Source organism: Rhizobium sp. YS-1r (genome assembly GCF_000757525.1).
GTDB lineage: Bacteria > Pseudomonadota > Alphaproteobacteria > Rhizobiales > Rhizobiaceae > Neorhizobium > Neorhizobium petrolearium.
This window is the reverse complement of sequence record NZ_JPYQ01000001.1, coordinates 128,731-148,968: the sequence shown is the minus strand read 5'-3', so window position 1 is coordinate 148,968 and position 20,238 is coordinate 128,731. Positions and strand designations below refer to the sequence as shown.

The 20,238-nt window shown below is 61.0% G+C and carries 21 protein-coding genes; 10 read left to right on the top strand and 11 right to left on the bottom strand.

Annotated elements, in window-relative coordinates:
- Window positions 1–5 precede the first annotated feature (5 nt).
- From JL39_RS00690 to JL39_RS30370, 3 genes are all read right to left on the bottom strand, one after another.
- Complete coding sequence (locus JL39_RS00690; RefSeq protein WP_081952632.1) at window positions 6–869, bottom strand: p-hydroxycinnamoyl CoA hydratase/lyase; 864 nt, start codon at window positions 867–869, stop codon at window positions 6–8.
- A 114-nt stretch (window positions 870–983) separates the two neighbouring features.
- Window positions 984–1,712 carry an SDR family oxidoreductase gene (locus tag JL39_RS00685; protein ID WP_052182563.1) on the bottom strand — a complete coding sequence of 243 codons (729 nt, stop codon included), beginning with the start codon at window positions 1,710–1,712 and terminating at the stop codon, window positions 984–986.
- 29 nt (window positions 1,713–1,741) lie between these two features.
- Window positions 1,742–2,533, bottom strand: coding sequence for a LuxR C-terminal-related transcriptional regulator (locus JL39_RS30370; RefSeq protein ID WP_052182562.1), 792 nt, complete (start codon window positions 2,531–2,533; stop codon window positions 1,742–1,744).
- Between the two features lie 139 nt (window positions 2,534–2,672).
- On the opposite strand from JL39_RS30370, the gene JL39_RS00675 reads away from it, so the two are divergent.
- Window positions 2,673–3,206, top strand: a complete 534-nt coding sequence (locus tag JL39_RS00675) for a VOC family protein (protein ID WP_037145236.1) — start codon at window positions 2,673–2,675, stop codon at window positions 3,204–3,206.
- Between the two features lie 371 nt (window positions 3,207–3,577).
- On the opposite strand, the gene JL39_RS00670 is transcribed toward JL39_RS00675, so the two are convergent.
- Together JL39_RS00670 and JL39_RS00665 are read right to left on the bottom strand one after the other, a co-directional pair.
- Window positions 3,578–4,756, bottom strand: a complete 1,179-nt coding sequence (locus JL39_RS00670; protein ID WP_037145233.1) for an alpha/beta hydrolase — start codon at window positions 4,754–4,756, stop codon at window positions 3,578–3,580.
- Between the two features lie 84 nt (window positions 4,757–4,840).
- A complete protein-coding gene (locus JL39_RS00665) occupies window positions 4,841–6,061 on the bottom strand; it encodes an FAD-dependent monooxygenase (RefSeq protein ID WP_037145231.1) in 1,221 nt (406 codons plus the stop codon).
- Between the two features lie 456 nt (window positions 6,062–6,517).
- Here JL39_RS00665 and JL39_RS00660 point away from each other — a divergent pair, with 456 nt between their 5' ends.
- The 5 genes from JL39_RS00660 (at window position 6,518) to JL39_RS00640 (ending at window position 11,625) form a co-directional block, all read left to right on the top strand.
- Window positions 6,518–6,964 (top strand): tripartite tricarboxylate transporter TctB family protein, encoded by a 447-nt coding sequence (locus JL39_RS00660; protein WP_037145228.1) that lies wholly within the window; start codon window positions 6,518–6,520, stop codon window positions 6,962–6,964.
- A 3-nt stretch (window positions 6,965–6,967) separates the two neighbouring features.
- The gene (locus JL39_RS00655) at window positions 6,968–8,473 is read left to right on the top strand and encodes a tripartite tricarboxylate transporter permease (protein WP_037145226.1); all 1,506 of its coding nucleotides are present in this window, start codon (window positions 6,968–6,970) and stop codon (window positions 8,471–8,473) included.
- Between the two features lie 32 nt (window positions 8,474–8,505).
- Complete coding sequence (locus JL39_RS00650) at window positions 8,506–9,492, top strand: tripartite tricarboxylate transporter substrate binding protein (RefSeq protein WP_037145223.1); 987 nt, start codon at window positions 8,506–8,508, stop codon at window positions 9,490–9,492.
- Window positions 9,493–9,577: 85 nt separating this feature from the next.
- Window positions 9,578–10,558 carry a tripartite tricarboxylate transporter substrate binding protein gene (locus JL39_RS00645; protein WP_037145220.1) on the top strand — a complete coding sequence of 327 codons (981 nt, stop codon included), beginning with the start codon at window positions 9,578–9,580 and terminating at the stop codon, window positions 10,556–10,558.
- Window positions 10,559–10,641: 83 nt separating this feature from the next.
- On the top strand, window positions 10,642–11,625 hold the full coding sequence (locus JL39_RS00640; RefSeq protein WP_037145217.1) for a tripartite tricarboxylate transporter substrate binding protein: 984 nt from the start codon (window positions 10,642–10,644) through the stop codon (window positions 11,623–11,625).
- Between the two features lie 162 nt (window positions 11,626–11,787).
- Here the strand turns inward: JL39_RS00640 and JL39_RS00635 are convergent, their stop codons facing one another.
- The 4 genes from JL39_RS00635 to JL39_RS00620 are packed head-to-tail and all read right to left on the bottom strand — an operon-like array spanning window position 11,788 to window position 15,369.
- A complete protein-coding gene (locus JL39_RS00635) occupies window positions 11,788–13,386 on the bottom strand; it encodes a thiamine pyrophosphate-dependent enzyme (RefSeq protein ID WP_037145214.1) in 1,599 nt (532 codons plus the stop codon).
- 29 nt (window positions 13,387–13,415) lie between these two features.
- On the bottom strand, window positions 13,416–14,645 hold the full coding sequence (locus JL39_RS00630; protein WP_037145212.1) for an amidohydrolase family protein: 1,230 nt from the start codon (window positions 14,643–14,645) through the stop codon (window positions 13,416–13,418).
- 39 nt (window positions 14,646–14,684) lie between these two features.
- Window positions 14,685–15,020, bottom strand: coding sequence for a hypothetical protein (locus tag JL39_RS00625; RefSeq protein WP_037145209.1), 336 nt, complete (start codon window positions 15,018–15,020; stop codon window positions 14,685–14,687).
- Window positions 15,007–15,369 carry a Rieske 2Fe-2S domain-containing protein gene (locus JL39_RS00620; RefSeq protein ID WP_037145206.1) on the bottom strand — a complete coding sequence of 121 codons (363 nt, stop codon included), beginning with the start codon at window positions 15,367–15,369 and terminating at the stop codon, window positions 15,007–15,009. The genes JL39_RS00625 and JL39_RS00620 overlap by 14 nt, the downstream gene beginning before the upstream one ends.
- Before the next feature lie 95 nt (window positions 15,370–15,464).
- Between JL39_RS00620 and JL39_RS00615 the strand changes: the two genes are divergently transcribed.
- Both JL39_RS00615 and JL39_RS00610 read left to right on the top strand, forming a co-directional pair.
- Window positions 15,465–16,256 carry an IclR family transcriptional regulator gene (locus tag JL39_RS00615; protein WP_081952631.1) on the top strand — a complete coding sequence of 264 codons (792 nt, stop codon included), beginning with the start codon at window positions 15,465–15,467 and terminating at the stop codon, window positions 16,254–16,256.
- 89 nt (window positions 16,257–16,345) lie between these two features.
- Window positions 16,346–16,837: a MarR family transcriptional regulator gene (locus JL39_RS00610; protein ID WP_037145202.1), complete on the top strand. Its 492-nt coding sequence runs from the start codon at window positions 16,346–16,348 to the stop codon at window positions 16,835–16,837.
- A 224-nt stretch (window positions 16,838–17,061) separates the two neighbouring features.
- On the opposite strand, the gene JL39_RS00605 is transcribed toward JL39_RS00610, so the two are convergent.
- Both JL39_RS00605 and JL39_RS00600 read right to left on the bottom strand, forming a co-directional pair.
- Window positions 17,062–17,577, bottom strand: coding sequence for an RES domain-containing protein (locus JL39_RS00605; RefSeq protein WP_037145197.1), 516 nt, complete (start codon window positions 17,575–17,577; stop codon window positions 17,062–17,064).
- Window positions 17,570–17,941 carry an antitoxin Xre/MbcA/ParS toxin-binding domain-containing protein gene (locus JL39_RS00600; protein WP_037145195.1) on the bottom strand — a complete coding sequence of 124 codons (372 nt, stop codon included), beginning with the start codon at window positions 17,939–17,941 and terminating at the stop codon, window positions 17,570–17,572. Before JL39_RS00600 ends, JL39_RS00605 begins: the two co-directional genes overlap by 8 nt.
- Window positions 17,942–18,051: 110 nt before the next feature.
- Here JL39_RS00600 and JL39_RS00595 point away from each other — a divergent pair, with 110 nt between their 5' ends.
- Both JL39_RS00595 and JL39_RS00590 read left to right on the top strand, forming a co-directional pair.
- On the top strand, window positions 18,052–19,653 hold the full coding sequence (locus JL39_RS00595; protein WP_244446805.1) for a carboxypeptidase: 1,602 nt from the start codon (window positions 18,052–18,054) through the stop codon (window positions 19,651–19,653).
- Window positions 19,654–19,748: 95 nt separating this feature from the next.
- The gene (locus JL39_RS00590) at window positions 19,749–20,132 is read left to right on the top strand and encodes a VOC family protein (protein ID WP_037145192.1); all 384 of its coding nucleotides are present in this window, start codon (window positions 19,749–19,751) and stop codon (window positions 20,130–20,132) included.
- Window positions 20,133–20,238: the final 106 nt, after the last annotated feature.

Genomic DNA, 20,238 nt, shown 5'->3' with positions numbered 1-20,238 from the left:
TCTCTTTAGTCGCGGCGGTAAGCACCCAGGCCCGGGCGGAAGGACTTTTCGTCCAGGAACTGGCTCATGCCGACATTGCGGCCGTTTTCCGGATCGCGAAGCTCCGTCTGGTCGGACTTCGCCATCAGATATTCGCCGGCCTGTTCCCAGCTCATGTCGCGGGTGAAGCGACATGCGGTCTTGGCCTGGCGCAGCACGAACGGATTCTTGCCGGTCAGCGTCATTGCAAGCTTGCGGGTCTCTTCTTTCAGGTCTTCCGGGGCGACGGCCTTGTTCACCAGCTTCATCTCGGCGGCCTGCCGCCCGTTAAAGGTCTCACCGGTCATGATATAGTACATCGCGTCGCGGAAGCTCATCGTCTCGAGCACCGACTTGGTGACGATGCCGGCCGGGATGATGCCCCAGTTGATCTCGGAAAGGCCGAAGATCGCTTCTTCCGAGGCAATGGCGAGGTCGCAGCCGACCAGGAACTGGAAGGCGCCACCAAAACACCAGCCGTTGACCATGGAGATGGTCGGCTTCGGATAATACATCATCCGGCGCCACTGCCAGGCGGCATTCGCCCGGAACAGGCGTTCGCGCTGGATCGGCGGCACCTTGTCGGTGGCGCGGAAATATTCCTTCAGATCCATGCCGGCAGAGAAGGATTCGCCGGCGCCGGTGACCACCATCACCTTGCAGCGTTCGTCCTCTTCCAGCGCGTCCATGATCGCGTTCATCTCCCAGACGATGCCGGGGTTGATCGCGTTGCGCTGCTTCGGCCGGTTGAGGGTCACCCAGGCGATGCCCTCGTCGAATTCCACGGTGACATATTCGCCCCACTTGCCCATTGTCTGCTCGGCGGCGGTGGATTCGGTCTGATTTTCCATAGCAATTTCTCCCTGCTGCGGGATTGAATATCAGGGACCCGAATATAGGTCAAGCGGCTTTCTGATCTAGCCTTTACGAAAGGAAATCCGCGTGAAGATTTGCTGAAATAAGGATTAACCGCGCCCTAGGAACGGCATTTCGACCGGCAGGATGATGCTTTCATAGAGGTTCACGTCGTCCGGAAGCGTCGCCATCAACACGACGATACGCGCCACGTCGAGCGGCATCATCGTTGCCGGGCGGACCTGGTCGGTAATGCCTGGGACCAGCGAGCTCACCGTGGAGCCTGGATGCACCATCGAGACGGCGATGCCGTGTTCGCGACCGTCGACGGCGAGTGAACGGGTGAGGCCTTCGAGCGCAAACTTGCTCGCCGTATAGGCGGCGGTGTGCGGGCGCGGCACCTTTGACGACAGGCTGCCCATGTTGATGATGCGGCCGCGCTTTTGCTGCATCATCACGGTGAAGGCGGCGCGGCTGCAATAGAAGACCGAATGCAGGTTGGCGGCGATCACCTCATGCCAGCGCTCGCTGGTGAGTTTTTCGACCGCCGTGTGGTCGGCGATGCCGGCATTGTTGATGAGGATGTCGACCCGGCCGTATTTCTCCCTCACGCGGGCGAAGAGTTCGGAGACCTGTTCCTCGTCGGTCACGTCGGTCGGCACCACGAAGGCGCGGCCGCCTTCCGCCTCGATCTCGCCGGCAAGCTTTTCCAGCTTGTCGGCGCTGCGGGCGGCGAGCACGGTGATGGCGCCTTCGGCGGCGATCGCCTTGGCGATGCCCCAGCCGATCCCCGAGCTGGCGCCGGTGACGATGGCGATGCGGTCCTTGATCGAAATCATCTCAAAACTCCCCCTTAACAACTGCGCACTCAGGCGCGTGAAATTCCCTCGTAAAGCGCTTCGAGGCCTCGGCGGTCGCTGACACCGAGCTTCCGGTAAGCGCGCTGACGGTAAGTGACGATACTCGATAGCGCGAGACCCACCTTTTCGGAAATCTCCCGGTGCGTGCGGCCAAGCAACAGCCCGGCAGAGACCTCGGCCTCGCGTCCGGACAAGGCATAACCCGCCTGCAGCAGACGGCCGGCGATCTCCTGGATCGGCGGATGCAATGGCGCCGTCTGCGGCCGTCCCTGCAGCCGCACATGCTTGACCAGCATCGCCATCAGGAGCGCTGCCGCCGCCTCGATCCGTTCGACGGCGGAGATTGGAAACGGTCCGCTCTCGCGCGTCCGGTAAAGGCTGGCGAAGACCCGAGGCATGTCGGAATGATAAATGGTCAGCCGCTCCAGTACATGGGCTCGCTCATAACAGTCGCGGCGGTATTCAGGATCGCGGATACCGTTCCAGGCCTGACGCACCACCTGAACCTTGCGAGGGGTGGAAACCGCAGACAGCATCTGACGTGTCACCCGGTCACGCTGCCAATAGCGGCGGGCATAATCGAGCGAGGCACGCTCCGCAAAACCGGGGATTGTCGAGTGATAGCCACAGGCGAAAAGGTAGGTGAGCGATCCGTCTTCTTCCGCCTGGAAAGCGGAGCAGAAGTCGGTGCCCGCGAGCTTGCGGAGGATTTCCAGCAGTTTTTCGGGGAAGGCCGGCTCGCCAACCTCGTCCATCAGGGCGGCCATCATGGCAACGTTATCCGCATCAAGCGCAAGCATTGACGCCTCCCGCTGCCTTCATAAATCCGTTGTGTCCTGGTCTCTCCGAGGCATGTCCCCTCTCAAGGTGGACATCGGAGGAACGGCGAAGGCCTACCATCGACGCCAATGCAACAAGCTTGGATATGGAGGAAAGACCATGGTTGACGCACCGAAGCTTCGTAAGCTTTATCACTTTTCCTACCCCTGCCGCGACGGCGAAGAGACCAGAAAATTCTACGAGGACCTGCTTGGCCTGCCTTTGGTCAATTGCATGACCTCGGATCGCGTGCCTTCGACCGGTGAGGAAAAGCCCTACGCGCATTTCTTCTTCGAACTCGGCGACGGCTCCTACATGGCTTTCTTCGACCTCGGCGAAAACGTCATGCCACTTCCCTCGCCGAACACGCCGGACTGGGTCCAGCACTTCGCCATGGAAGTTGACTCGGTCGAAGAGGTCCTGAAGTTCAAGAAGCGGCTGCAGGATGCCGGCGTGAAGACGACCGACGTCATCGACCATGAATTCATCAACTCGATCTACTTCTTTGACCCGAACGGCCTGCGCCTTGAGATCACCGCCCGCACGGAAGAGCCGGGCTATCTGGAACAGGCCGCGTCGGAAGCCCATGACGCCATGAAGGCGTGGGTGAAGAAGAAGGCAGGCATGATCGCCAGCAAATCGGCCGCGGCGTGAGGCCTCCACCCGTTCGATGACGGGGCAACTGATGGGACGCGAAGTGGTAGGGCTGGCCGATCTCCCCCTCTGAGGGGGAGATGCCCGGCAGGGCAGAGGGGGGTGTCGCCCAGGCGCTTCAGTAACCTTTTCGCCCGCGGCACTGTCGCTATCCCCCTCTGTCACCTTCGGTGACATCTCTCCCTCAAAGGGGGAGATCAGAGGGAGCATGCGGCACCACTCGTCATCCTTATCTGCGATTGCCCCATTCCTCGAAGCGGACAAAACACACGCACCACCGATCCAGCCTGGACGGTGGTGCTTTTCACTAAAGCTCACGGTCAAACCTCCCGATGGTCCGGAGCCCGCCGCCAGCGAACTCCGGACGGCTCTCATGCCAACAATCCCTGCCGCTTGCTCCAGTCCACCACCCGATCGATGCAGGTTTTCAAGAGTTCCGGCTGGCCGAGATAGTAGTGGGTCGCATGCGGAATCGTCAGATATTCCTTGTTCGGCGTCGCGAGTGCTGCCCGGATCGCCGGATTGTGGGTCGCGGGGACCGCCTCGTCGGCATTGTTCTCGATCTGCAGCACCGGTGAGCGCTTGATCAGCGCGGCGTTCATCGGGCCCTTGGCGTTCGAGAGGTCGTAGCTCCACTGCGAAAGCCACGAACGCAGGGTGGTGAAGCGGGCAAGCCCGACCGGGCCGACATTCACCGTGCGTGGATCGCCCATGTAGCTCTTGCCGACCGGCCGGTCGTTCGGGTCGATTGTCGGATCGAACCAGCGCACGTCGCACATCGTGCGGTGGACAACAAAGGCGCGCTCCTGCTCCGGGCCGCCGCGGCGCTTGAGTTCCGCGAGCGTATCGAGCGCCCATTGGGTGATCTTGCGGTTGCGGGCGACCTGGGCGGCGCGGAAACGCTCAACGAATTCCTTCGTATAGGGCGGCTGGTGCGGGCAATCCGGCGAATAGATATCGAATTCGGGATTGCGGACGTCCGGGTTCATTTCGTCGATGACCGAAGGGTCCAGCCATTCGGTCATCGTTTCGGCGCGGGACAGATGCGCGGCGATGAAGATGACGCCGTCGGCGGGCTTCAGGCCCGCTTCGACAAGGTTCACTTCGTCGCCGGCCGGGGTGTGGGTGATCGTTGGGCTCTCCGCCTGCGCCTGGTAGAACAGCGACAGCGAACCGCCCCCCGACCAGCCTACGAGGATGACCTTTTCATACCCGAGTTCGTTGCGCGCATGGTCCAGCCACTTCCCAAGGTCGATCGCCACCTTCTCCATGATGAGGGCGGTATCGTTCTTCGGGTAGCGGCTGGCGGCGCAGAGCACATGCAGGCCCGCATCGGCGAGCGCCATCGGCATCGGCAGGAGCTGCAGCGTCGAGGTGGGGTGCATGAAGACATAGACCGTCTTCGATGGTGCATCGGCGGGCTTGAGCAACTGGCCTTCGAGGTTCACGCGCCCTGAATTGCCGGCAAAGCCATAGGTCTCGGTATATTTCGCCGTCTCCGGAAAGGAGACGATCAGCGGGATCCGCTGCCATTCCGCCCTGGTGTTCATGCTGTCCTACCCGTTATGCTTCGCCCGTCCGGCCGGCAGACCGGCGAACGGGCTTTGTGCGATTGAGCCGTGATCCGGGAGCGCCTAGGCGACAGCTTCCGGCGACCTCTGGCCTGTAGCGACCGGAACCTTGGTCGCGTCGTAGGTGAAGAGCCATTCGTAACGCTGCTTGATCTTGTCTTCCTGCCACTCGGCATTGACGTAATCTTCGGCGAGCTTGGGGTCCTTCAGCGCCGGATTGTGGAAGCGGCCGAGATTGCTTTCGGCGCCGCGCACGATCTTGCCAGTCCGCTCGACGCGGGCAGCTTCGTAGCCGGCGAAGGCGGTCTCGTAATCGCCGTTGTTCTCGGCGAGCGCGCGGGCGAGGATGAAGCCGTCCTCGATCGCCATCACCGCCCCCTGGGCGAGGAACGGCAGGGTCGGATGGCAGGCGTCGCCGAGAAGCGTGACACGCCCCTTGGTCCACTTGTCCATCGGCGGGCGCAGCATCAGCGCCCACTTGTAAGGCACGTCGATCGCCTTGATCAGCGTGTGGACATCCTCGTTCCAGCCTTCATAGTCTGCAAGGCATTCCTCCGTCGTGCCGGCGACCGACCAGGATTCGACCTGCCAATTCGAGCGTTCGACGACCGATACGTAGTTCATCAGCTCGCCGCGGCGCAGCAGGTATTGGATGACGTGGCCTCCAGGGCCGATCCAGTTGGTGGCGACCGGCCGCAGCATGCGCTTCGGCAGGCGCTCGACCGGGATGACGCCGCGCCAGGCGACGATGCCGGAAAATTTCGGATCGTCGCGACCGAACAGCGTCTCGCGAATCTTCGAATGCACACCATCGGCGCCGACCACGATATCGGACGTGGCGCTGGTGCCATCGGCGAAAGTGATCGTGACACCCTTTTCGTCCTGCTTAACGCCGACGCATTTCTTCGACAACTTGATGGCATCCGGTTTGATGCGGCGCACGCCCGCAGCCAGGACCTGATGCAGGTCGTTACGGTGAATGGTGATGTAAGGGAAGCCATAACGCTCGATGGAAAGCGGGCCGAGATCGAACAGCTTCCAGGTCTGTCCGGTGTTCCACAACCGGATTTCCTTGCCGTCCGCCTGGGCGGCAACGGACATGATGTCTTCTTCGAGCCCGAGCGCGAAGAGAATCCGCGTGCCATTGGCGCTGACCTGGATGCCCGCGCCGACTTCCTTCAATTCGACTGCCTGTTCATAGATGTCGACATCGAAACCCTGGCGGAGCAATGACAAGGCTGCCGTCAGGCCGCCAATCCCTCCCCCCACGAGTGAAATCTTCATACTCTATATCCTCTGAAATGCTGACGGATAGTCTCTCCGCGTCGCGTCCACCTGTCAACCATTTTTGATAAAGTATAATTGACTTTGTTCAAAACCAATTCCATATCGGATCGCCCGAAGCACCTTGAGATGGAAAAGCGCAACGAAAAGTTTCAGCATGTGGATCAAAAACCCGAAAGAATGTCTGGAAATTACACCTAAGATATATGGCTTCCTGATATCTTTGGGGTAAGATCGGAAAACACGGCTCGGTGTGCTATCAGATCGATAAAAGCTAGTGGCACCGGATTGACTGACAAGAGGGATGTCCTTGTATATAGTCAAATCTTGTTGTTCATAGACGAATTCAAGTCCGCGGGTTCGAGGCGCAGATTTAAATCGCATGCGTAATGACGGTTCGGTTTGTGAGAGAGTAGCGGGACCGGTTGACAGAGAAAGGTTTTCAGGGAGGAAACCATGGTAATCAAAAGTCCGCAGGACTTCGGCGCGGGCATATTGTTCATCCTCTTCGGCGCGATTGGCCTTTATGTCGGTTCGGATCTTACCTTCGGTTCGGCTCGCAACATGGGGCCGGGGTATTTCCCGATGATCATATGCGGCCTGATCGTGCTGATCGGCCTGATCGTCACGGCGAAGTCGCTCTCGCTCGAAGGTCCCCCTATCGAGCGTATCCAGTTCCGCCCGATCCTCTTCATCCTGCTGGCGATTGCCGCTTTCGGCCTTTTGATCGCGGAAGTCGGCGCAGTGATTTCGTCGATCCTGCTGATCCTTTTTGCCGCCTATGCGCGGCGGAACGTCAACTTGATCGAGACGGTGGTCTTCGCGGTTGGCACTGCCGCATTCGTCGTCATCATCTTCGTATACGCGCTTGGGCAGCCGATGCCCGTATGGTGGGGCAGGTAAGCCATGGAAGTTTTTGATCACCTCGCAACCGGCTTCATGGCGGCGGGCACGCTGGAAAACCTGCTTTTCTGTCTGATCGGTACCATCCTCGGCACGCTGATCGGTGTCCTCCCTGGCATCGGTCCCATCCCCGCGCTTGCCATCCTGCTGCCGATCACTTTCGGCCTGGATCCGCTCTCGTCGCTGATCATGCTTGCCGGCATCTATTATGGCGCTCAGTACGGCGGTTCGACCACTTCGATCCTGGTCAACATGCCGGGTGAAGCCTCTTCGGTCGTGACCTGTATCGAGGGACACCAGATGGCCCGCCGTGGGCGCGCCGGTGCAGCGCTTGCGATCGCCGCCCTTGGCTCGTTCTTCGCCGGCTGCGTCGGGACGGTGTTCATTGCCGCCTTCGGCCCGCCGCTTTCCGCGATTGCCCAGCAATTCAATTCGCCGGACTATTTCGCGCTCATGCTGCTCGGCCTCGTCATGGCGATCGTTCTCGCGCACGGCTCCGTGCTCAAGGCCGTCGCCATGGTACTCATGGGCCTCCTGCTCGGTCTCGTCGGCACGGACATCAACACCGGGCTGACCCGCTATACGTTCGGCCTCAACGGCCTGTGGGAAGGCATCGACTTCCTGCCGCTGGTTCTCGGGCTGTTCGGGATCGTGGAAATCATCCGAAATCTCGAAAACCCACCGCCGCCGCGCGAGACGATCAGCACGCGCCTGCGCGATCTCTGGCCGACCAGGAAGGAAATCAGGGAAGCCTATCCGGCGGCGTTGCGCGGCACCGGCCTTGGCTCGCTCCTCGGCATTTTGCCCGGCGGCGGCGCGGTCCTTGCCTCTTTCGCCAGCTATACGCTGGAGAAAAAGATTTCCAAAACCCCGCGCAAGTTCGGCACGGGCGCCGTCGAAGGTGTGGCAGGCCCGGAATCGGCCAACAACGCTGCCGCACAGACCTCGTTCATTCCGCTTCTGACGCTCGGGATTCCGTCGAACCCGATCATGGCGATCATGATGGGGGCGATGATCATCCAGGGCATCCAGCCGGGCGCGGCGGTCATGACCACGCGTCCAGACCTCTTTTGGGGCATGGTTGCCTCCATGTGGATCGGCAACCTGATGCTCGTCATCATCAACCTGCCGATGATTGGTATCTGGGTGAAGCTGCTATCGGTCCCGTACCGCCTGCTCTATCCGGCGATCCTGTTGTTCTGCGCGATCGGCGTTTATTCGACCAGCACCGAACCGTTCATGATGGTCTTGATGATCATCTTCACCGTCTTCGGCTACATCCTCTACAAGCTCGGCTGCGAACCGGCGCCGATGGTGCTCGGCTTCATCCTGGGCCCGCTGATGGAGGAGAACCTCAGGCGTTCGCTGGTGATCTCGCGCGGCGATCCGATGATCTTCCTGGATCGTCCGATCTCCGCGACGCTTCTGGTCGCGACGGTCCTGATGATCGGTCTGATCGTCTTCCCGCAATTCCGGAAAACGCGCGAGGAGGCGTTCCAGGAGGAGTAAATATTTCGCACCATTTTGGAAGGAGGAGCCAAATGACTGCACAACATCCGAAACTGAAGCGACGCACCTTCGTAGCGGCGGCCATGGTGGCCGCCGCTCTGCCAGGTGTCTCGCTCGCCCAGTCCAATACCTATCCCCGCGATACGGTCACCTTCGTATGCGCCTTTCCGGCCGGTAGCGGCGCGGACGTCCTGGTCCGCTATTTTTCCGAAAAGGTGGCGGCGGTTGCGAAACAGACAGTGATCGTCGAGAACAAGCCGGGCGCCAACGGCAATATTGCCGCCGAATACGTCGCCCGCGCCAAGCCGGACGGCTATACGGTCTACGTTCATTCCGGAACGTCGACTGCTGCGAACATGTCGCTGTTCAAGAAGCCGCCGATCGACGTGACCAAGGCGCTTCGTGGCGTCCAGTTCATCAACAAGCAGCCGTTCATGATCGTTGTCGCGGCCGATTCGCCGATCAAGGATGTCAATGAACTGACCCAACATCTGAAAGCCAAGGGCGGCGACGCCACCTATGGCTCGACCGCCACGTCCGGCAAGGTGCTCGCCGAGGTCTACAAGCAGCTCGCCGGTGTCGAAGCGACGGAAGTCTCCTATAAGACCGGTCCGGACTCGCTGAACGACATCGTCAGCGGCCAGCTCGACTTTGCCGCGCTCGATCCGGTTTTCGCGCTCAGCCAACACCGTGAAGGACGGGTTCGCATCCTTGCCGTCGGTTCCCCGCAGCGGATGAAATCGACCCCGGATATTCCGGCGCTCAAGGAATACGGCCTCGATGTCGACCAGCTCGGCTGGTGGGGAGTCTTCGTACCCGCCCAAACCCCCGACGACATCGTCATGAAACTGAACGCGCTGTTCAGGCAAGTGCTCGACAAGCCGGAAACGGAGGCGTTCCTGAACAAGTTCGGGGGCGACGTCTATACGGGCACGCCCAAGGAGGTCGACGAACTTCTGGCCAAGACCGTCGAGGAATGGCGCAGCTATGTGGCGACGGCGAAGATTCCGCAGAACTAGCTTGAGGACGCGGGGCCTGCCAGACAGGCCTCGCGATCTTTGCGGACAAACCTGAGGAATGAATCCGGCATCGAGGGAGGACTACATGCCGATCAATACCGATATCACACGCCGAAGTCTCATGGTTCTGGCGGCCGCCGCCGCGCTGACCCCTGCCGGCGCATTCGCACAGGATGCTTATCCGAATGGCCAGATCACCTTTATCTGCGCCTTCCCGGCCGGCAGCGGCGCTGATGTTCTTGTCCGCTTTTTCGCGGACAAGTTCGCCAAGGTTTCGGGCCAGACGGTCATCGTCGAAAACAAGCCGGGGGCGGCGGGCAATATCGCCGCGCAGTATACGGCCCGCGCCAGGCCTGACGGCTATACGATCTACGTCCACTCGGGCACATCGACGGCCGCCAACATGTCGCTCTTCAAGAACCCGCCGATCGATGTGGTGAAGGAACTGCAGACGACGTCCTTCATCAACAAGCAGGCTTTCATGTTCGTCGTTGCCTATGACAGCCCGATCAAGGACATGAAGGACCTGACGGCGATGCTGAAGCAGAAGGGCGCTAACGCCAGCTATGCGACGGCGGCAACATCCGGCAAGGTTCTTGGCGAAGTCTACAAGCAGGTCGCCGGCGTAGAGCCGGTCGAGGTGAGCTTCAAGGACGCCAAGGACTCGCTCAACGACATGCTGAGCGGAGCGATCGATTACGGCGTCCATGATCCGGTCTTCGCCCTCTCCCAGGCCAACGAGAAGCGTATGCGTATCCTGGCCACCGGTTCGCCGGTCCGGCTGAAATCGATTCCGGACATACCGACGGCCAAGGAGCAGGGTTACGATATCGACCAGCTCGGCTGGTGGGGCTCCTTCGTTCCGAAGGCGACGCCGCAGCCGATCGTCGCCAGGATCAACGCGCTGTTCAACGAAATCCTGGAACAGCCGGACACAGTAGCCTTCCTCGGCAAGTTCGGCGGCGACGTCTATATCGGCACGCCGGACGAGGGGCAGGCATTGCTCGCCAAGACCGTCGACGAGTGGAAAACTTATGTGGCTTTAGCCAAGATTCCACAAAATTAATCAACCGATTGGAAAGGCCCTCTCCGCATAGTGCCGGAGGGTCTTTCTCAGGTACCCTTACTAACCGCCATAGGAGATAAAAAATGAGAAAATGGCTTAAGAAGATCGCGCAAGCCACCGCCGCCATGGCGATGTTGGCGGTGGCGCAGATTACCCATGTCACTCCAGCCCAGGCTGCTTATCCGGACCAGACGATCACCTTCGTCTGCGCCTTCCCGGCCGGCAGCGGCGCCGATGTTCTCGTCCGGTATTTCGCGGACAAGGTTTCGAAGGTTGCGGGCGCCACGATCATTGTCGAAAACAAGCCGGGCGCAATGAGCAACATTGCCGCCGAATATACTGCCCGCTCCAAGCCGGACGGCTATACGATCTTCGTTCACTCCGGCAATTCGATCGCCGGTAACATGTGGATCATGAAGAAGCCGCCGATCGATGTCGCCAAGGACCTGATGACGATTGCCACCGTCAACAAGCAGGCCTTCATGATCGCCGTCGCCAAGGACGCGCCGTATAAGGACCTGAAGGAACTGACCGCCGCCATGAAGGAAAAGGGTGACGGCGGCTCCTACGCCGTCAACGCCACCTCGGGCAAGGTCATGGCCGAAGTCTACAAGCAGAAGGCCGGTCTCGACACGGTTGCCGTCCAGTACAAGACCGCCGCCGACTCTCTCAACGACATCACCAGCGGCGCGATGGACTTCGGTTCCTATGACCCGGTCTTTGCCCTTGCACAGCAGCGTGAAGGCCGATTCCGTCTTCTCGGCGTCGCCGCGCCGGAACGCATGAAGGGCGCCCCGGACATCCCGACGCTGAAAGAGCAGGGCTTCGATGTCGACCAGCTCGGCTGGTGGGGTGCCATGGTTGCCAAGGATACGCCGGAGGACATCACCACCAAGATCAACGGCTGGTTCAACACCGTTCTGCAGCAACCGGAAACCCAGAAGTTCCTGGGCGACCAGGGCGGCGACCCCTACATCTCCACGCCGGCCGAAGCCCAGGCCCTGATGGTGAAGACCGTCGCCGAGTGGAAGGACTACGTCGCGATCGCCCAGATTCCGCAGCAGTGAGGAGTGGTCCGGCGAAGCTGGAGAAATCGATCCAGTGAATCGATTTCAACGACGAACGCCCCGAACCTAAAAAGCGAGGGGCTGGTGCGCAGCTGAGGCCAGACAGAAGGAGCCGGCGGAAACGCCGGCTTTTTCATTGCGAGGCCTTGGATATCCTTGCTGCTATCCGTGGATGAATTTCCACGGGCTTACTTCATTTTCGATCGAAAGGGGCACTTCGATCAGCCATGGCCCGCCGCGGGTCATCGCCGTCTCGATCGCCTTGCGCAATTCGGCCGGGGCGCTCACGCGGGCGAAGTCCACGTGGAAAGCGGCGGCCAGCTTGCCGAAATCGGGATTCCTGAGCTCGGCGCCAATCAGCCGGCCGTTGAAATTCTGCTGCTGGTCGCGCTTGACGTTGCCGAAGGCCGAATTGTTGAAGACGACGGTGATGACGTCTATGCCGTATTGCGCGGCTGTCGCCAGCTCTTGCGCCGCGAACATGAAGCCGCCGTCGCCGGCGATCGACACGACCGGCACGTCCGGCCGTGTGACCTTGACGCCGAGCGCCGTCGGAAAGCCGAAACCGAGCGTGCCTTCGAAGCCCGTCGAGATGAAGGTGCGCGGCTCGTAGACCGGATAGCAGTACCAGGAGGCGAAGCCCGCCTGGCAAACCTCTTCCACCAGGATGCCGTCATCCGGCAGCGCCTGCCGGATCGCCTGAAGGTAGCCGTGATGCGGGCTGATCTCCTTGATGGCTTCAGCCGTTTCCACTCGGGCGCTGCGAATCGCGGCCTGCCAGTCCGGTGAGGCAATACGAGGCCCGATTTCTTCAAGCAGTGCAATAAGCGACGTCTTCGCCCGGCCCAGCACGCCGAGCGTGCCGGATATGCGGGTCAGTTCCTCCGCATCGATCTCCAACCGCACAACCGGGACTTCGGGCCGCGCCTGCCAGCGCCAGCTCGGCACCTCCAATCGTGTGCCGATGCCAATGATGCAATCGACGCTCGGCCAGAGCCTTCGCGCCTCGGCGATGGTGAGGCCGAGTTCATGGCGGTTGGAAACGACACCTCGGCCGGAACGGAAGCCAACCACCGGCGCATGCAGGAGTTCGGCAAGCCGGAGCACCTCGTCGCGCGACTCGAAACCGGCCGGCCCGACGAAAATCATCGGCCGCTGAGCCTTTTCGATAGCTCTTGCCGCCGCGCCGATCGCCACATCCGCGACCGGATCAGGATGCCGCTCCAGTGGCCGGACGATCTCGAACTCACCTTCTGCAGTAAACTGCTCCCAAGGCATTTCCACGGTCGCCGGGCCTGGTTTCAACGAGTGCATCTCGCGGAAGGCATGGGCGACGGCGGCGGAAACGTCCCCTGCCCTCTCGGCGCGCTCCGCGGACTTGGCGATGCCGGCAAGAGTGGCCCGCTGATCGCGCATTTCGTGCAGATGGCCACGGCCCTTGCCGAGAAAGGCGGTCGGCACCTGGCCGGTCAGGCAAAGCACCGGCTCGTTGCATCCCCAGGCTGTCAGCAAGGCGGCAGCTGTGTTCAGCACGCCGGGGCCGGGCACGACGGAATAGACCCCGGCTTGGCCGGAGGCGCGTGCATAGCCGAAAGCCATATAGGCGCAGGTCTGCTCGTGACGCGGCGTGATCACCCGCATCCCGTCGCGTTGAAGCGCATCAAACAGCCCATAGAGTTGGGCGCCCGGAATGCCGAAGACGGTGTTGACGCCATGTGCGCGCAGCGAAGCGGCGATCACATCGCCTCCGGTCATTGCCATCGATCAGATCCCCTTCCCAAGTCCCGTGATTACAATGTCTTACGCGGTGTCGGGTCGAGATTGAACAGCCTTGCCGCATTGAGGCCGAGGATATTGCGCTTGGCCTGTTCGGAGAGGAACGGCAGGTCGTAGATTTCCTGCGGCAGGTCGAAGTCGAAGTGCGGCCAGTCGGAAGCGAAGAGCAACTGCGTTTCCGCGTTGATCATGTCGAGCGTCAGTTCCAGCGCCTTCATGTTGGTCGTTTCCATCGGCTGGGTCGTATACCAGCAGCTCTCGCGCATGTATTCGCTCGGCAATTTTTTCAGTTGCGGCGCTTCGGAAGGCCGCATCAGATACTGGTCATCGAGACGCTGCATCAGGAAGGGGACCCAGGCTAGCCCGCTCTCCACCCAGATGCTTTTGAGCTTTGGAAAGCGCTCCGGAATGCCGTTGAGTATCCAGTTTGTCAGATGCACCATGTTGCACCAGACGAAGCCAAGCGCGTGCATGCCAAGGAAACGGTTGATGGTCGAAAGCGACTGATCCTGCCAGTGATAGGCGGCGTGGAAGGCGATCGGCAGATCGCGTTCCTGCAGCATCGAATAGACACGCATATAGTCGTTATGGTGGACCGGCTTGTGGCGCGTCGACGGCACGCAGAAGCCGATGACGCCGGGCTGGCCCGAAAATTCCTCGATGGTGCGCTCCGCCTCCTTGGGCACGTTGAAGGGCAGATAGGCGAGCGTCTTGATGCGGTCGTCCTTGGACAGCACCTTGTCGATCAGCCAGCGGTTATAGGCGCGGCCGAGATAGACCTCCATTTCCGGCTGCGGATGCAATCCGAGGGTCAGCATCGGCGTCGGGAAGAGAACCATGTAATCGACGCCGAGCGCGCTCATCGCTCGCCGGGTCAGCGTTACGTCCCGATGGATGCCGTCATCGACCTTTTCGCGGATACCCGCCTGATGCGGAATGCGGCCGCCGACATCCTGGTATTTCAAGCCCATGTCGCCGTTGAGGCCATAGGATGCGGTGCCCATCTTCTCGTCGTGGAAGAGCATCGCCTGATGGCGGATGACCGGATCCTCGATATATTGCACCAGTTCGTGCCAGGAGATGGTCTCGGTGTGATGCGCATCCACGTCGCAGATCAGCCAGTCCTGGAAGCCGCGCCGCTTGGCGGCCTTCTCGGCATGCGCGAGGATGTCGCGCGTATCGGTGAAGACGTCGATCTCCTGCACCGGCAGTTCGTGGACGCGATCCTTGTTCAAAACATCCATGTTCGCCTCCTCCAGCGAAAGTGAGTGTGGATTTTGCTCCTAAAGCTCGTCAGGCCGGCGCCGGTACCAGAGCGCCAGTTCCATCGGGCCGAGATGCAAGGCCCTCAGGATTTCCGACACGGCAGACAGCGCTTCGGTTGCGGTTACCGTCTCGTCGCGGGCGCCGGTGAGCGGCCTGAAAGTCCGCTCCTCGCCGTCGCTTTTCGCCACATAGAGCCGGATCGCCGCCGTCATCATCCGCGCGACCGCCTCGTCGGAAATCCGCGACGCCTCGCCGTTTTCCAAGAGTTCGGTCGCTGCCTTCTCGATCTCGGCCGTCGCGTCCTCGATCCAGCCATAAGGGTCGTTGCGCAGTTTCTGATCAGAGAACGACATAGACCTGGCCCTCCCGGATCGCGAGTTCAGCACGGTGCAGGCGGTAGCGGCCCACAGGATTCCTGCCGGTCTCGAGGTTGAACTCCCAGCCGTGCCAGGGGCAGGCAACGTGCATGTTTCCCTCATTGTACTGAAGCGTACGCACCTCGCAGTTCTCATCGACCGGCTCGACCACCTCCGGATAGATGCGGCCCTGACAGATCGGCCCCTGCCGGTGTGGGCACATATTGTGCCAGGCGTGCAGCGCGCCCTTCACCCGGAAGATGCCGATTTCCTTGTCGCCGCAAGCGACGACCTTGCGGCCGCCATCGACGATCTCATGTTCCGAACAGACCAGATATTCCGCCAAGGTTCTCCTCCCTTCCTTCGCGTGTATTTCAATATTATTGAAACAGTTCGCTTATATTGTATAAAGATGACCGCGGAGGTCAAGCGGAGCGGGATATGGATATATCGGCAGATAAAGAAACGGCCCCTAGGGGTGCGGGCATCCAGTCGCTGGAAAAGGGCTTGCGTGTGCTGACGACAATCCAGCATGCGGGCCGTGCAATGCGGCTGAACGACATTGCCGCTGCGGCAGGGATGACGCCCAGTATGGCGCATGGTTATCTCGTCAGCCTCGTGCGCACCGGCTTTGTGGTCCAGGATCGAATTTCCGGCCTCTACGACCTCGGCGATGCGGCGCTGCAACTCGGGCTTGCCGCGCTTTCCCGCACCGACTTCCTGAGCCTCGCTCGCTCGACGATTTCGGAACTCGCGGCCGTACTTGGCGAGACGGTGACGCTTGCGGTGTGGAACGGTGACGCGCCGGTCGTGGTCGACAAGATCGAAGGTCGTTCGGACAGTGTCTACGAAATCAAGGTCGGTTCACTCGTCCGCCTCTGGCCGACGGCGACGGGCCGCGCCTTCATGGCGCACCTTCCGCGGGACGAATGGGAGCCCCATCTGCACGCCATGATGCGACAGTGCGGCGAGAGCGAGACCTCGATCGAGCGATTCATCGCCGATCTTCCAGGGGTAAGCGAGAAAGGCTATGCCGCAACCTTGCCGGCCACGGTGCCGGATTTTTCCGCCATCGCTGTCCCCGTCTTCGATCATCGAGGACACTTGAAGGCGGTCCTCACCGTTCTCGGCCGGCAGGATGGCTTCGACATCACACCCACCGGCGTGCCGCTAACCGCCACGCTTCGCGCTGCGAAATCGCTTTCGCAGCGACTTGGCGCCTCAGTAAGTTGAGGGTTTCTACTCGGACCTGCTTGTGCCGCCGCACTTTCTCGGTTACCCGCTTATATAACCATTTGGAAATAAGGGATCACCGCACCAAGATGGCTGAAGACGTGAAGCCCAAAGACACACCTGCCGGCGAATGGGCGATGGACCATCCCCGCGCCATCTATTTCCTGAACCAGGCAAACCATGCAGTCCGCAGCCGGCTTGAAGCAGCACTTGCCCCCATGCAGATGACCGGCATTCAGTACACCGTGTTGAGCGTGATCGGTGCCCGCGACGGCTTGTCCTCCGCAGAACTTTCCCGCCGCTTCTTCGTCACACCGCAGACCATGAACGAATTGATCGGCAGCCTGCAGCGCCGTAACCTCATCACCCGCAAGGAAGATCCGGCCAATCGCCGCATCCTGCGCATGAGTCTGACGGCCGAAGGCAAGCGTATGATCAAAGCCTGCGATGCGGCGGCCGACACCATCGAACGCGATGTCTTCTCCTTCCTGCCGCAGGAAAGCTATCAGCAGTTCCGCGGTCTTTGCCGCCTTATTGCCCGCAACTTGCGTGAGCGCGACGAGACTGCGAAGGCAGAGTAATAAAGGCCATGTTACGCCTTGCGATTGCAGCGCCCTGCAGCTTCGCAAGTTTGAGTGCCGATATCTTACCAAACGTTAATTTGACGTAAGGTTATGCTCCGCTCTTAGCTTCCCGCCAGCCGCCATGACGGCGGTCAGAGGCTCGCATTCCTGGCTCGAGATTCGGGCCGCGAGCCTCGTCCATGCCTTGAAAGGCTAGCCCCAGGGAAACGTCGCGGTTTCCGTCATAGCCAGGATGCGGCATTCCTCGGCAGCCGCCCGTCCGGATCGATGACGATCAGGCTCGGTTCCCCCTGCCCATTCCAGCGCCAGAGCGCCACGCATGTGCCACCGGGTGACATGAAGGACGGGTAGACGACGCCGTCAAAGCCTTGGTCGACGAGCCTCTCTCTCAAGGCATGGGTCGCCGGCAACCGCCCGGCATCAAGGTCCGCCCGCCATTCACAGTGATGGATGGCTTCATTGACGCCGTGGTCCGCAAGCGCGGCCGGATCGATGAGGTTCGCCAGCCGTGCTCCTGTGAGCCGAAGCTGCGCGATCAGGGCCGGATGCTGCACGAAGCCCTGATTGTATTCGGCCCAGGCGGTGGAAAGCTCGCGGGCGGCATAGATGGTCGGCGACCCGACCGGGTTCCAGCGCCCGCCGAAGCGTGCTGCACCATCGCCGGAAAGCGGCGCATGCGCCCAGCGCGGCACATAAGCCCGCCAGAGGAACAGTGCCTCCTCTTCCGGTTCAGGCATAGACGCCGGAACGCACCGCCTCCAGATAGGCAAGCACCTTGTCAGCCTTGCCCTCGCCGACGAGGTCATAAGCCGTCTTGCCGGCCCAGCCGGGGATCGGCTGATGCTTGAACCAGATTGCGGCGCGGTTCTCGTCGCCGGCCATCTCGCTCGCCATGGCGAGAATGCGGACGACGGGAGAGAGTGCGAGGTCGACCTTGCGTGCGCCGCTTTTGGCGGTCAGCGTGTTGCGGGCGACGCCGATCAGCTTTGCCAACTCGACCTGCGTCACGCCGAGCAATTCGGAAACACGCCGCGCAGAGAGGAAAGAGGAGTGCGCCTCACTGAAGGAGGCAGCGCTCATTTCGAATGCATGTGCAGTCATTGGACCAATCCTGATACAGACTTAAGCATTTCATGCTCAATATGAGTTCAAATCGTGTCAGTTTCAAGTCTGCCCGGTCCCGCGGCGCCTCGATCAATCGGAGTTGAGTTTTGCGGATCGGTTTGCCGCTCTACATAGAGCTTCGGCTGGATCAGGCTGGCCGGGCCAAGGAGGATTTCAGTTTGCAGTTCCATCGTATCGTTATGTCTTTCGCCGTGCTGCTCGCACTTTCCGCGCCGGTCTTTGCGCAACAGGACCACGGCGGAGACGAGCGCCCTGAACGCGCCCGCCAGGCGGAACAATCGACACCCGGCGGCATTTTCAGCCTGATCCCGGCCGATTCCACGACCGAGCATGTCTTCAAGGCGCCTTCCGGCGAACTGCCCTATACAGCGACTGTCGGCACACTCGACCTTTTCGGACAGGACGGGAACCGCACAGCCAAGATCTTCTATACCGCCTATGTTGCCAAGAACCGTACCGCCGGCCGGCCGCTCACCTTCGCCTTCAACGGCGGGCCGGGGGCTGCTTCGGCCTATTTGCATCTGGGACTGATCGGCCCGAGAATTCTCGAATTCGGCGCGAGCAGCGACAACGGCACGACGCCGGAGCTCAGGGACAATCCCGAAAGCTGGCTTGCATTCACCGATCTGGTGCTGATCGATCCGGTCGGCACAGGCTGGAGCCGGGCGGCGAGTGATGATGCAGCCCGGAGTTTCTACGGTGTGCGGCAGGATGCCGAAAGCCTCGCGAAGGCGATCGCTCTCTACGTTCAGAAGACCAGCCGGCTCGATGCGCCGAAATACCTGCTCGGCGAGAGTTATGGCGGGTTTCGTGCCGCCAAAGTGGCCGCGTCACTCAGAAATACCCAAGGCATCCTGACTTCCGGCATCATCATGCTCTCGCCATTGATCGAGGGGCGTTTTCTTGCCAATTCGGATGATCCGCTCAGCGCCGCCCTGCAGCTTCCTTCCCTCGCGGCCGGCAAATTGGAGCAACGCAATCAGTTTACCCCGGAAAAGCTTGCCGAGGCCGAACGTTTCGCCATGGGCGATTATCTCGTCGCGCTGGCAGGCCCCTCCCCCGGCGGTCCGGCCGCCGATGCGCTTTACGGCCGTGTGGCCGAGCTTACCGGCATTCCGCAGGATGTGGTGGCTCGCACGCGCGGCTTCGTGGGTGATGTCTACGCCAAGCAGATGGGTGGACCTGGCAGGATAATCAGTCCCTATGATGCGTCCTATGCGGTGCCGGATGCCTATCCGGAAGACGTCAATAACCGCAACGACGATCCCATCCTCGACGGCTATACGCGCGCCTACGGCGCCGCCTTTGCGGCCTATGCCCGTAACGAACTCAAGTTTTCAACCGAGATGACCTACAATCTCCTCAATGAGGATGTGAACCGCCGCTGGGAATGGAATGGCAGCCGCGGCGGTGATAGCCGATCCCTTGCTGGTGCTTCCACCGACATCCGCGACCTGCTCTCCGTCATCCCGACCTTCCGGCTGATGATCGCGCACGGCTACAGCGACGCGCTGACACCCTATGGCGCGAGCCGCTACGTCATCGACCATCTGCCGCCCGAGCTTGCCGCCGGTCGCGCCGAGCTGAAGACCTATCGCGGCGGACACATGTTCTACACAAAGCCGGATTCCCGGAAGAGCTTTGCTGCGGATGTGAGGACGTTCTACGAGGCGAAGGCGACGGATTGAGCGGTTACCGGAGGCCGATTGTCCTGACAATCGAAGCACATCCGGTTATGATTATAAGTATCGACGCTCCACGAACTGTGACTGGGGAGGAGGAAATGCCGGAGACAACCGTGAATGTCCGCTACATCGTGGATAATGTTGAAGCGGCAATCGAATGGTACACGAAAAACCTGGGCTTCACCTTGCTTTTCAAGCACGCCCCCGCCTTCGCCGACGTCAAGCTGGGTTCGCTGCGCTTGTTGCTCAGCGGACCGAAAAGCTCGGCGGGGCGCGCAATGTCCGACGGCGAGCTCCCCCGGCCGGGCGGCTGGAACCGTATCCACCTGATCGTCAGTGACTTGCAGGCGGAAGTTACCCGGCGGCAGGCTGCGGGCGTCAAGCTGCGAAACGAGATCGTGAGGGGACCCGGCGGATCGCAAGTCTTGTTGGTCGATCCGTCCGGCAATCTGGTCGAGCTCTTTCAGCCCGCCCCGCGTTAGATCGAGACGATGCTCCCGCCGCAGGCGCCAACACCTCAATACGACCTCGCCTTCGTGTTGGCGTCGACCTTGTTAGTGGCAATACAACGACGATTGTGCGGCCCGC

Coding starts and splice junctions, on each gene's coding strand:
- JL39_RS00690 (WP_081952632.1), bottom strand. CDS start 869: ATGGAAAATCAGACCGAATCCACCGCCGCCGAGCAGACAATGGGCAAG.
- JL39_RS00685 (WP_052182563.1), bottom strand. CDS start 1,712: ATGATTTCGATCAAGGACCGCATCGCCATCGTCACCGGCGCCAGCTCG.
- JL39_RS30370 (WP_052182562.1), bottom strand. CDS start 2,533: ATGCTTGCGCTTGATGCGGATAACGTTGCCATGATGGCCGCCCTGATG.
- JL39_RS00675 (WP_037145236.1), top strand. CDS start 2,673: ATGGTTGACGCACCGAAGCTTCGTAAGCTTTATCACTTTTCCTACCCC.
- JL39_RS00670 (WP_037145233.1), bottom strand. CDS start 4,756: ATGAACACCAGGGCGGAATGGCAGCGGATCCCGCTGATCGTCTCCTTT.
- JL39_RS00665 (WP_037145231.1), bottom strand. CDS start 6,061: ATGAAGATTTCACTCGTGGGGGGAGGGATTGGCGGCCTGACGGCAGCC.
- JL39_RS00660 (WP_037145228.1), top strand. CDS start 6,518: ATGGTAATCAAAAGTCCGCAGGACTTCGGCGCGGGCATATTGTTCATC.
- JL39_RS00655 (WP_037145226.1), top strand. CDS start 6,968: ATGGAAGTTTTTGATCACCTCGCAACCGGCTTCATGGCGGCGGGCACG.
- JL39_RS00650 (WP_037145223.1), top strand. CDS start 8,506: ATGACTGCACAACATCCGAAACTGAAGCGACGCACCTTCGTAGCGGCG.
- JL39_RS00645 (WP_037145220.1), top strand. CDS start 9,578: ATGCCGATCAATACCGATATCACACGCCGAAGTCTCATGGTTCTGGCG.
- JL39_RS00640 (WP_037145217.1), top strand. CDS start 10,642: ATGAGAAAATGGCTTAAGAAGATCGCGCAAGCCACCGCCGCCATGGCG.
- JL39_RS00635 (WP_037145214.1), bottom strand. CDS start 13,386: ATGGCAATGACCGGAGGCGATGTGATCGCCGCTTCGCTGCGCGCACAT.
- JL39_RS00630 (WP_037145212.1), bottom strand. CDS start 14,645: ATGGATGTTTTGAACAAGGATCGCGTCCACGAACTGCCGGTGCAGGAG.
- JL39_RS00625 (WP_037145209.1), bottom strand. CDS start 15,020: ATGTCGTTCTCTGATCAGAAACTGCGCAACGACCCTTATGGCTGGATC.
- JL39_RS00615 (WP_081952631.1), top strand. CDS start 15,465: ATGGATATATCGGCAGATAAAGAAACGGCCCCTAGGGGTGCGGGCATC.
- JL39_RS00610 (WP_037145202.1), top strand. CDS start 16,346: ATGGCTGAAGACGTGAAGCCCAAAGACACACCTGCCGGCGAATGGGCG.
- JL39_RS00605 (WP_037145197.1), bottom strand. CDS start 17,577: ATGCCTGAACCGGAAGAGGAGGCACTGTTCCTCTGGCGGGCTTATGTG.
- JL39_RS00600 (WP_037145195.1), bottom strand. CDS start 17,941: ATGACTGCACATGCATTCGAAATGAGCGCTGCCTCCTTCAGTGAGGCG.
- JL39_RS00590 (WP_037145192.1), top strand. CDS start 19,749: ATGCCGGAGACAACCGTGAATGTCCGCTACATCGTGGATAATGTTGAA.